We start from the raw sequence: 11,129 nt of genomic DNA on the forward strand, positions 1-11,129 counted from the left end.
TCTTACTTGATACGATAATTGGCTTTGGCATGGTGTACCGTTGGCTCCTCCGAACTGGAATCTGCAACAGTCAATCCTTCTGGAGAAGCTGCTTCGCTTTCCTCTACTGTCCCAGGTCCCTGGTCAGCTTCATTCAACCAGTCCATCACATGGCCATAGCGTTTAATGGCATCATACTCCGCTATCAAAAATTCTGTCTTAACGTATGGCTGCAAGGCTTTAATGCTTCCAAGTTCCTCCTCGGTAAAGAGTGCCGCCTTCGCCACGTCGGCCGTGACAGTATACACAACTTCGCCTGATAATGGATTATTATTTGTGGTTGCAGTGATAAAGCCTTTTTCCTGCAAAGGAGCCAATACATTGATTAAATAATGGCCCGTGTCAATGACCCAATCATCTGCCATGACTGCCTTCACAAACTCTTCTCGGTCATAATCACTGTGAAAAGTCAGTTCTGTATTTGCTCTGGCAATGGCATCCATTTTGACAGCATAGCTTTTCAGCTCAAGATGTGCCAAAAATCTAGCTTGTTCCTTGGTAATAACTGCTTTTTGCTGTTCTGTCATTTCTCACTCCATTTCTAGTGCTGCGATCAATTCAAATAGTACTGAAGGGCGCTTTTTATTTGTCACAAATCCGACTGGAAAATCCATCAGCTTTGTGTCTCCGTTCCTACCTGGAGTGAGGGCTACTGTCTTAATTTTACTTCGGTACTTTTCTTTAATGGAATTTCCCATCTGACTGGCTACCATCGCTGCTGACTTCTCAATATCGTGTGGAATGTAGTCCAGCTCGTCATCAAGCTCAGATTTCAAGACAAGACTTGTAATCAATCGCTTAAATTGTCTATGGTAGAGCGTAAGAACAATCCAAGCCCCCACCAGATACGGAACAGAATTTACTAGGATAAGAACTCCGTCAGTCTGCCATAACAATATTCCCAACAAAGTCAGAGAGGCACTCCACAGAATCAACCGATATGGGTACTTGATATAGCGACGGTAATCCTCGGTTACGCTTGCGACAATGCTGCCAATGACCAACAAAATAGCGGATATTCCAAGGGTACCCCACTTGATGATTTCAGCAATCTCTTCACTTGTATAGGTTGTAACGGCATAAGCTGCCGCTGCGACCAAAATAAGTGATACAAGCAAAGGTCTGACAATCTTCGTCACCTTTTTTGAAAAAATCAACAGTTCTAGCATTGATTAACCTTTCTTACGTTTGTCTACCAAACCAACTGCTGAGAACAAAGTCATCAAACCTACTGCCAGAAGTCCCATGCTTCCTGCATCACCTGTTTCAGGCAATGCTGCCTTCTTGCTAGATGAGGTAGAAACTGGACGAGCAACAGTTTTTGTTGTTCCTGCTGGTGCTGGCTTGTTACCAGCCACGTAATCAACAATTTTACCTGTTGCATCTACAACTGGAATAGCAACTTGTCCTGTTGTCTCAAGGGCTACTCGTTTGGCTTCTAGTTCTGCTTGACGCTTCGCTTCTTCCTGTGCTGTAAAGCGGGCCAAAAGGATATCGTAATTCTTTTGATCAATCGTTTGTTTTTCGAGCAAGTCAGCAAGGACTGACTTAGCTTTTTCAAGTGCCTCCGCTTTTTCTGCCAAGGTAGCTTTAGCAGCATCTAATTTCGCTTGCGCTTTGGCAAGAACGTCATCAGCATTTAGCAAGTCATTCAAGCGTTTCTCACTTGCTGCTTGGTTAGATTTTGCGGTTGCAAGAGCTGACTTAGCTTTTGCAAGAGTTGATTCAAACTCAGTGACTTTAGCCTGCAAGTTTTCAAGCTCTTGCTTTTCTTTATCCAAGTTAGCTTTAACAGTTTGCAACTCTGCTTTTTGAGTTGCTAATTTAGCCTTCTTCTCATCAAGGTTAGCTTTTTTAGTCGCAACGTCGGCTGAGAAAGCATTTACCGCATCCTGTGCTTCCTTGGCACGTTCTTCAGCAGCTGTCAGGTTATCTTTAGCAGTTTGAAGTGCTGCAAGGGCTCCAGGAGTTTGTACTGTTTTATTTTGCCAGTAGGAAAGTTCCTCCTGTGCTCTTGTTTGAGCAACTAGAGCGCTGTTGTAATTGCTCTGAGCCAAAGTTTGAGCAGCTTTCGCATCAGAGTCAGCTGTTTGAGCTTTTGAGAGAGTTGCTTGGGCAGTTGATTGAGCAGACTTAGCCGCTGCTAACTCATCATCAATGTTGCGTGATGATAGATTTGAAGTAGTGTCAAACTTGCTAGCATCTTCGATTTGACTGTCTGCTACTCCCAGGATATGAACTCGTCCAAGTGGCATTGTATTTCCAGTTGAAAACTCATAGTCAAGCTTGCTCACATCAAGACCGATATATTTGGAGTTTGTTGTGGTACGAACTCCTGCAAGTGAAGTTGAATGGCCCCAATTTGAGTCTGCATCATCAAACAGCATTTCAGAAATCGTGTTGTAGACTGCTTTCTTCAGGTCATCCATCGTAACAGTTTGTCGTGGATCAAAGTAACCAGATGAGAAGTTCTCATAGTAGTTTACGCCATCTGTGCTGTCTAATCCTTTTCTGCCTGCTGCGGCTGGGATAGCTTGCAAGTCATGGCCCAAAGATTTTGAAGTGTTTGCTACATCATCTGCAAATGAGATAGCAGACAGATTAGCAACAACAGCTGAAGTACCTACTTGTTTGCGAACTTGATTCATCAAGTCAACCGCAAAAAGTGTCAACTCCTCACGTTGCGCTTGAGACAAGTTATTGACATCAGAGATAACGATTTGCTTGTCACTATCTAGTGACTTGAATTGGTTCAACGAAACTCCCGTTGCAGATGCGTTAGCGACTGCTACCTTGTTGCTTTCAGATTTATCTGCTGCAAATGCTTTGAGTGCCTCCGCATATCCTGATGGAACTGTGATGGTATTCTTGCTAGCCAATTCCTTAGTCAAACTGTCAACCAATTGTGTTGCTGCTGCCAAGTCTTTGTTCGCTTCTGACAAGGCAGTTGCCGCATTTTGAGCGGTCACGTTTGATTGATCCAGAGCTTGCTTGGCGTTAGCCACGTCAACTCCTCTGTTTCTGAGACTTGTTTCGCTGGCATCAAGCATGATGGCACGTGTTTTATCCGCTTCTTGCGCTGCTGCCAGGTCACCTTCAGCTACTGTTACAGCAGCTTCCGCTTCAGCAACGGCAATCTCTGCTGCTTCTTTCTCTGCAATGAGCTTAGACTGTCCAGTACCATCTAGGATAGCTTGAGCATTGTCAACTTCAGCTTGTGCTTGGTCTACATCGGCCTGCTCTTTGGAAACAGTTTTTTCCGCTTCAGCAACAACGGTCTGTTGTCGAGTTACTGCACCTTTTGATTCTGTCACAGATGATTCAGCAGCTGTTACCGCTTCTTCAGCTTGGGTTACTGCTGCCTTTGTATCTACTACCTTAGTTTCTTGTGCTACAATTGCTTCAGGTGTTGCTTCATCTACAAGCGCTTGTGCTTCAGTAACTTCAGTCTGGGCTTGCTCTACGTTGCTTTCAGTTTGAGTTGCTTGCTCTTGAGCAGTTTGCTCAACAGCTTGTGCCTTATTTACCTCTTGCGTAGTGCCTTCCAATTCTGCTTTCGCTTCTGACACTTGTTCAGCTGTTACTACTGTATCAGCAACCTTCTCAGCCTGGACAACTTCTGAAGCACTCTCAGCACCTGGAGCTTGTGTAGTTTCTTCTGCATAAGTTGTCACAGAACCTAATCCAAGAGTCAATACACCAACAGTTGCCAAACTTTTAACTACTTTCTTTTCCATTTTATCACCTATTTAACTTTCTTTATTTTTGATTTTATAGTGTGTTCCATTTTGTAAACTAGGATCGTACACCCCAGCTTTCTCTAGAATGCGTTTAACTTGCCATCCAGATAGCCCATAAGGCTCTCCATGCCGAACATGATACCAGGTACCAACTGAAGGGTTCTCTTGTTTTAACTTTTTCCAGGCGAGATATTCGTTTACTAGAGCTTCCTCCACCTCAGGAGGTTTTTCACTCCTAGACCTAATGGTCATCTCCAAGGTTCCATCCCTACTTCTAGTGGTTTCAAGTACTGTGTACTGCTCTTCAATATATTTGGTTAATCTTGCATGAGCCTTACTGGATAGCTTGAGATGCAACTTTTTCAATAAAGCGCCCCCCTTTCACCGTTGCTATTATTTACCCTACACTTTTTCTAGGTCAATATTATTATACACTATAAAATCTGCAAAGTCAATGATTTTTATTTTTTTTTATCATTGACTTTTGTAAAAAATCCAAGTCCTGTAAGAACCTGGATTTTTGCAATTAAAGACTAGTCAACTTCTGAATCACGCTTGCGACGAGCTAAGCCAAGCCCTGCGATTGCCATGCTTGCACCGAGTGCAGCCAAAGCCATAGAGCTTTCTTCACCTGTTGAAGGAAGTGTCTGCGTACGAGCTACTGGCGTTCCTGAAGTAACAGGAGTTTCTGGTTTCTCTGGAGTGTCTTCCTGAGGCTTAGGTGTGTTAGTCGTAACAATATCCTTATCTACTTCAACATCGTTGACATAGACTGTCCACTCATTTTCAATATTTTCACCGTAAGCGATACGTTTCAACATTGAGTAGACATCGATCTTGATTTCTTCTCCTTCTGCTAGAAGGTCATAGAACTCAGGATTCACAGTGTACTTAACCGCCACAACTTGTCCTGTCTTTTCATCTCGAATCAACTCTTGAACAATGTAGCGAGTCAGTTCTTCATCTAGTTTAATGATTGAACCGTCTTTGAGTTTCATATCACCTGAAGCAAAGACATAAAACTCACCATTGTACTCGTCAAAGTTTTCATCGAAGTTTTCAATACCATAAAGTGATTTCAACTTGCCATCAATCGTTGTCTTGACAACTGGGAAAGAAAGTTTAGCTGGGTAGGTTTGGCCCAATTCAATGATACCGCCAGTCAGGTCTTTATTAGAACCGATTGCCTCCAGGATCTTCTTGATACCATCCAGTTTTGGCACGTTGTTTTCTACCGTATTGCCTGCGTAGCCATTTCCAAAGTCAACTTGCCATACTTTATTGCTAAAGTCTCCAATGTAATTCCCAGTTTTCACATCAAAGGTATGGAACAGGTTCAAACCAGTGAACACGTACTTGTTGAAGTATCCCTCAAAATCTAGACCTTTAGGAACTACAACTGAGAAATACCCATCTGGAGAAATTCTAGCAGCTTTTAGGATAGCTACAACTTCAGCATCCGCTTTTTCAAGACTTTCATAAGACCGCACTTCAAAGTCAGAAGATACGTCACGGCCATCAGCTAAGGTTGTCTTCAAGGTAGAGAAGTCAAACAGAACTGTATTGTCTTGAGAATCATCAACCAGTGGTAGGAAGCCTTTAAGGATTTCTGCCTGAGTGGCTTTTAGTCCCTTATATTGATTGTTGTCTGTGACAGCGGTATAGGAATAGGTTTTGTTTGGAAGCAGCTGAAGACCGTCCAAATTAGCCCCACTTGATTGGCCCACCTGGTAAATGTGTTTCTCTGGCTCAATCAAGCTATCATTTGGAGTTGGTGTCTCTGGACGTGGTGTGATACGTTTGTACACGTAAGTCACTTCCGTAGTTCCTTCTATAACTTCTCCAGTTTCCTGACCCATTGTCTTTTCAGGAAGCAGTTCGTACTCGATTCCATCTTCAGTTGTAATCTTTACAGGTTTGTGGTCCGTGGTATCGTAGCTTGTACCTGTTGGAACATTTGAAGAGTCTACAACATCATTTGCGATTGTCTTTTCATCTTCGTTCACATAGTGGATGACTACGTTACCTTTACCTCGTTCATTTTCAACCACTTTGTAGAAGTAATCAACATAGATAGTTCCGTCAGTTACCTTACCAGTTTCAGTACCGACAACTTTTGAAGTAAGTTTGTACAAGTTGCCTTTATAGGCGATAACTTCTTGTTTTTGGTCCGTGGTATTGTATACTGTGCCAACCTTGGCATCCTCAAGGTCTACTTGGTTTGGTGCAATTTTCTTGTTTGTATCTTCATCAAAGTAGCGCACGACTACGTTACCGTTGTAGGTACGAGTCTCAGAACCTGGTGTGTAGATCACTGGCGTGTTAGACGTTGCCGTATAGGTCTTGCCTGACTTAGTTGTCAACGTCAGTGTGTAAGTGTTCTTGTACGTTGCAGCATCATTCAATACCGTGAAGACGGCATTAAATGTCGGGAGGACGAAATCTTTAGACAGGTCTGCGTTGACTTTGGCAAGTCCGTTTGCAGACAGAGTCACACTTGCCTTGCCAGTTTCATCATAGGAAACTAACCATTCTGGACTAAGTTTAGCGGTACCATCTTTGAAGAGTTTTGTTCCAGCTGGGAAAGGATCTGATAGGACAACGGAAGTCATTGCTTCCCGACCAGCCTTCAGTGTACCTGGATTGAGTACCCACGTCTCAGTTGAATTTTTCGCAACCAGCTCACCATCGATGCTAGTTCCTTCGGCATTGACAACATCTTTTGTGATAGCAGGAGCATCCTTGACCGCAACTGGATGGACCGTTGCTTTAATGGTTTTCGCTTCTGGAACAGGTACATGTGGCTTCACAACTGGTGTGATTGGATTATATACCTCTGGGGTAAATGTTTCAGGAACAAAGACTTCAGGAGTATACGGCGTGGGCGTGTACGTTTCAGGGGTAAAGACCTCTGGAGTGAACGTTTCAAATGTTGGTTCGTTTGGAATTTTAGATGGCGTTGGTGGTTCTTCATTGAACGGTGTTGGGTTAAAGGTTACCGTTTCAAGTTTTGGTGGTGTAGCAGGAACTGGTTTCAGCTTCTCTGGGGTTACTTCTTTGAGGGGTGGTAATGGAGGTAACACAGGAGCAGCAACCCTAGTATTGAAGCCAAAATAGTATGCCCCCGTGTTACCTTGTTCCGAGTTTGCCCAATTATTTACAATATCAAATGAAATATTTGTACCACTATCAACTTTTAGTACACCTGCACCATACCAACGAAGAGGTCCATCTAATGTATCCCAGTAATTATTAGGATCATTTGTAACTACCCCTCCTTTAGTACCGTCAAATCGTGCGCCTCTATCAGAGTTAGAATTATCAATAATAGAGGAGTAGATTTTATTCCCATCTTTTGCAATAGTTGAACCAACGATTGGAATAAAGGTCGTATTACTACTTGTAAGCTCCACTCCTTCACCTGTTCCTGTTCCAGAATAAGGTGAGTTTCTATTCAGGGACGAAAGACTAATAAGAGCTGGTGCATCGTTGGTAAATTCAATTATTTTCCCTGTTTCGTCATAATACTCCGCTTTAAATCCGAGTCTAGTTTCACCTGCACTTGTTAAACCATTCATTCCAACAAAGTTTATTGTTACGGTTGGATCTTGTAGGGGAGACAAATTGACAGCATCTTCTTTAGCGGTATATGTATAAACTACCTTACCAATTTTTGTGTTATTGTATGTGGAATTTTCGATACCTGTATAGGTCAGTATTAAGCTCTCCCCATCTTGTAACACAAACCCGTAATCGTTTTTATTGATGACCCCAGATGCTTCATAATGTGCATTTGGTTCAGAATTAAATTCTAAAGATTGATAGGTTAATTCTGACAAATTACCTTCTGTACCAATTTTTGACTTTATTTCAACCAATTTAGCTTGATACTCCGCCTGCAAACGTTCATTTTCTGCTTTTGCGACGGCTGCAGCGGCATCGTTCCGTTTCTGAATTTCATCATTGTCAGCAAGCAAGTCATTGTATTCTTTGAGAGCTTTGTCATACTCAGCCTTCAATGCTACATTTTTTGCATCCGCTTCAGCTTGACCTTTTGCGTTAGCTTCTTCATTTGCTTTTTTACGTTCGTTATAGCCAGCCAGTGCTGCTGCATCAGCTGCGATGGTGGTTTCTTTGTTAGCTTCCCATTCTGCCAGAGCGTTTGCGTTGCGTTTATCAACTGCTTCTTGGCCCAACTTATTTCGTTGGTCTGTCGCTGCTTGACCAGCCTTATTGCGTTCCTCAACTGCTAACTTTTCTGCTTCAATATCATCCAGTTTCACCTGATTGCGTTTATCAACTGCTTCTTGACCTGCTTTGTTACGTGCCTCTACTGCTTCCTGGCCAGCTTTGTTCCGCTGGTCTGTTGCTTCTTGACCTTGTTTATTGGCTTCTTCAACACGTTTTGCCTCCGCTGCATTGTCTGCATCGATTTGAGCATTCGTAGCATTTGCGGCTGCGATTTCTTCGTTGTTTTCAACCTTTTCGGCTTCTGCATTTTTTACAGCTGCTTCCTGATTGGCAGTATCATTTTGAGCGGCTTCAAGGCTATCATGGACCGCTATTTCACCCTTGGTCACAACTACACCGTTTGCCTCTGCCTCTGCAACTGCTCGATCAAGCGCTGGTGTTTCAACAGGTGTTACAATTGCCCCAGTATTTGTATTGGCATGGGCTTGAAGGTCTGTATTTTCAACTGGTGTAGCTGGCTGAACTTCAACCAGGTTAGTAGCTGGATTATCCGTTGTGACCACTGTCTCCGTCGCAACTGATGTCGTTACTTCATCTGCTGATACGGTATTAGCGCCAGCAACAGTAAGGGCACCTGCAAGAGCTATTGTAGATACGAGACCATAAGCCTTCGTGGTTACCAAACGCTGCCGCGCTTGAGTTTCTGCCGATTTGTTAAAAAGTTCTTTTCTATTCATACCTTAAATCTCATCCTTTTCTGATTTTACAAGTAAATGTAGCGTGATTCTGACGTATTATTTTTACCAGAAATAGTAAATCCAAATAGTAGGAGTAAAAATCCTAGTAAGGTTAGCGCTATATTTTCAACCACCCCTGTTTCTGGCAAGGTTTCCTTCTTCCCTTCTTTCGTAATGAAAGAAACGGTTCCGTTTTGATTAGTTATGCCACCAAAGTCTTCAGCTTTCCCTGTCGGCTTTGTACCATCGACGTTAGCAACCGTAACAACACTATTCTCAGTACTGATAACAGTGTAGCCTTGGTCCGTTACGATTGGTTCAAAATCTTCTTCAACCGTAGGAGATGGATCTACTTGAGGCTGTAATGGTGCCGTTTGAGTGTTGTTATTTTCGGTTGCTTGTGGCGTAGTCGGTGTTGTAGGCTGGTTGTCAGTTACAACTGCCGTTGACGGTTCTGTTGTGTTTGGTTGCTCGCTTGGAGGAACAACGGTAGAGTCAGTTGGTGTCTCAGTCATCCCTGGGGTAGTTGGAGTTTCTGACTCCTTTGGTGCTTCTGGCGTTTCTGTTGTCTCGCCAGAAGTTTCCGTTGGCAATGTCGGATCGACTGGAATTTCTTCCGTCGTATTCGTTGGTGTCATTGGAACAGTTGAATCAGTTGGAACATCGACAGTCGTTTCGCTCTCAGCTGGTGAATCATCCCCCGCATTGTCCGCTGGAACAGGGGTAACTGGATCAGTTGGCAGTGCCACAACTTCCGTTGCAGAAGTTTCTAAAGCGGTGTTCTCTGCATATGCAGGCTGACCATAGGTTAAGACCGCCCCCGTTGCCAACCCAAATACTACGGTTAGCTTCAGTGTGTTATTTTCATCATATAAGTCCTTGGTTCTCATATGTTGCATTTCCTTTCATTTTTATTTAAGATAACTGGTTTCCATTGGCTCTGTGGTCACCACAAAACCGTATTTACTAGATTCCGAGACTTTGACCGTGAAACTAAGGCGTAGACTGGTGGTCTTCTCCTCCTGCTTGACGGCAAGAACATAGGTAACTTGATATTCCTTAGCATCTGAATCATAAGTCATCTGCTCCAGAATCACCGATTGCAGCGTTCCTATTTTAGGGACAGTATACTTTGCATCTCCATCAGACAGAAAATCCACCAGGTTTTCTTTTTGACCAGAATAATAATTTGGTAAAAAGTAGCGACTGAAGACATCTACTTGATGCTCCGTACTTACTAAGTGCTGGATATGCTTTAATTCTTGATAGAGATAAGCAACCTGTTCATTCTGCTTGGCCAGTTGCGTATATGCAATGATAGATGAAGCTATCCCTCCGAGAGCCAATACTCCAATAAGTCCCATGAGTAGGTACACCTTCTTCAGGGATTGTGTTTTAGGAGCTTGATGAGGGGCTGTTGGAGTTGCATTCATTGAAACGCTCGATACTGGACTCGGTTGATAGGAGTTACCTAGCACCTGTTCCCCTTCTTCTGGAAAAAGTGGTAGGGCTGACTCTGGGAGCCCCAGACTAGCTTTATAAGATGGATAAATCTGGTTGATGAAATACTCACGCTTTTCCTGGTAAGTATAATGCTGAAAATCTAGTTCAGTCATAATAGATTGAATCAGTGGTAAGAGTAAATTCTGATACCTACGATCAATGATGAAAGGGCTGGCATAGACTTCCCCTTCAGAGACCGCCTCTCTTCCTTCCAGGTGGCAAATAGCCACCTTTTTCAGCTGCACCTGACCGTAAACCTCTTTTAAAGCCTGAAATAGTCGTTCTGCTTGCAGGAAGGTTAGATAAGGTAGCGACTCTTCAATGGTATGCTGGAAGGAATCTAGATACTGTTGGTCCAGTCCTTCAATAACACCAAGAAGCTCACTATCATCATCTGGAGACCTACCATCTTCCCAGCTCACTTCAAGAAATAAGTCATCTGTCACCAAGCATTTATTGCTTTTCTTAAAAGGTATAAATGCCATTGTAACCACCTTATCCCTTCACAAAGTTAAAGCACCACTCAATGATACTTGGTCCAGCAGAAACAGCAATAATCGCAATAGCAATAGCTACCCAATGCTTCTTAATTCCTGCTTTAAGTTCACGACCACCGAACCCATAGATTAGACCAGTCACTACAACAGCCAATCCAAACATCACGATACCAATTCCTTGCACTTTAGTAATACCTTGTTGTGCTAACTCTTCTGTTTTTGCGAAAGGATCATCTGCATAGACGGTATTTGTCAAGATGCCTGATAGAAAGAGTGATAGACTGAGCAAGTAGTTCCTGCCTTTGGTCTTCACTTCACCGAAATAATTTGTCAATGTTTCCTTCATAGAAGCCCTCCTTATTTTTATTGACATGATTAGTGTAAGGGATAAATAACATTCCTGCATTAAGAGGACAAATCGC

The 11,129-nt window shown here is 43.0% G+C and carries 8 protein-coding genes; all 8 read right to left on the reverse strand.

The window, feature by feature from the left end; all coding sequences use genetic code 11:
- Positions 1-2: 2 nt before the first annotated feature.
- A complete protein-coding gene (locus tag P7J49_RS08795; RefSeq protein ID WP_408570461.1) occupies positions 3-566 on the reverse strand; it encodes a hypothetical protein in 564 nt (187 codons plus the stop codon).
- Positions 567-569: 3 nt separating this feature from the next.
- Positions 570-1,196, reverse strand: coding sequence for a hypothetical protein (locus P7J49_RS08800; RefSeq protein ID WP_253220231.1), 627 nt, complete (start codon positions 1,194-1,196; stop codon positions 570-572).
- Positions 1,197-1,211: 15 nt separating this feature from the next.
- Positions 1,212-3,776 (reverse strand): SEC10/PgrA surface exclusion domain-containing protein, encoded by a 2,565-nt coding sequence (locus tag P7J49_RS08805; RefSeq protein WP_408570462.1) that lies wholly within the window; start codon positions 3,774-3,776, stop codon positions 1,212-1,214.
- Positions 3,777-3,788: 12 nt separating this feature from the next.
- Positions 3,789-4,145, reverse strand: a complete 357-nt coding sequence (locus P7J49_RS08810) for a hypothetical protein (RefSeq protein ID WP_024419443.1) — start codon at positions 4,143-4,145, stop codon at positions 3,789-3,791.
- A gap of 167 nt (positions 4,146-4,312) precedes the next feature.
- On the reverse strand, positions 4,313-8,707 hold the full coding sequence (locus P7J49_RS08815; RefSeq protein WP_408570463.1) for an SspB-related isopeptide-forming adhesin: 4,395 nt from the start codon (positions 8,705-8,707) through the stop codon (positions 4,313-4,315).
- Positions 8,708-8,733: 26 nt separating this feature from the next.
- Positions 8,734-9,597: an LPXTG cell wall anchor domain-containing protein gene (locus P7J49_RS08820; protein WP_408570464.1), complete on the reverse strand. Its 864-nt coding sequence runs from the start codon at positions 9,595-9,597 to the stop codon at positions 8,734-8,736.
- Between the two features lie 21 nt (positions 9,598-9,618).
- Positions 9,619-10,695: a hypothetical protein gene (locus P7J49_RS08825; protein WP_408570465.1), complete on the reverse strand. Its 1,077-nt coding sequence runs from the start codon at positions 10,693-10,695 to the stop codon at positions 9,619-9,621.
- 10 nt (positions 10,696-10,705) lie between these two features.
- Complete coding sequence (locus P7J49_RS08830; protein ID WP_408570466.1) at positions 10,706-11,053, reverse strand: TrbC/VirB2 family protein; 348 nt, start codon at positions 11,051-11,053, stop codon at positions 10,706-10,708.
- Positions 11,054-11,129 lie beyond the last annotated feature (76 nt).

The organism is Streptococcus suis (genome assembly GCF_046032515.1).
Classification (GTDB): domain Bacteria; phylum Bacillota; class Bacilli; order Lactobacillales; family Streptococcaceae; genus Streptococcus; species Streptococcus suis_AL.

What these genes read in the sequence shown, in the direction of transcription:
- P7J49_RS08795 (WP_408570461.1), bottom strand. Translation starts at nt 566, where the DNA reads ATGACAGAACAGCAAAAAGCAGTTATTACCAAGGAACAAGCTAGATTT.
- P7J49_RS08805 (WP_408570462.1), bottom strand. Translation starts at nt 3,776, where the DNA reads ATGGAAAAGAAAGTAGTTAAAAGTTTGGCAACTGTTGGTGTATTGACT.
- P7J49_RS08815 (WP_408570463.1), bottom strand. Translation starts at nt 8,707, where the DNA reads ATGAATAGAAAAGAACTTTTTAACAAATCGGCAGAAACTCAAGCGCGG.
- P7J49_RS08820 (WP_408570464.1), bottom strand. Translation starts at nt 9,597, where the DNA reads ATGAGAACCAAGGACTTATATGATGAAAATAACACACTGAAGCTAACC.
- P7J49_RS08825 (WP_408570465.1), bottom strand. Translation starts at nt 10,695, where the DNA reads ATGGCATTTATACCTTTTAAGAAAAGCAATAAATGCTTGGTGACAGAT.
- P7J49_RS08830 (WP_408570466.1), bottom strand. Translation starts at nt 11,053, where the DNA reads ATGAAGGAAACATTGACAAATTATTTCGGTGAAGTGAAGACCAAAGGC.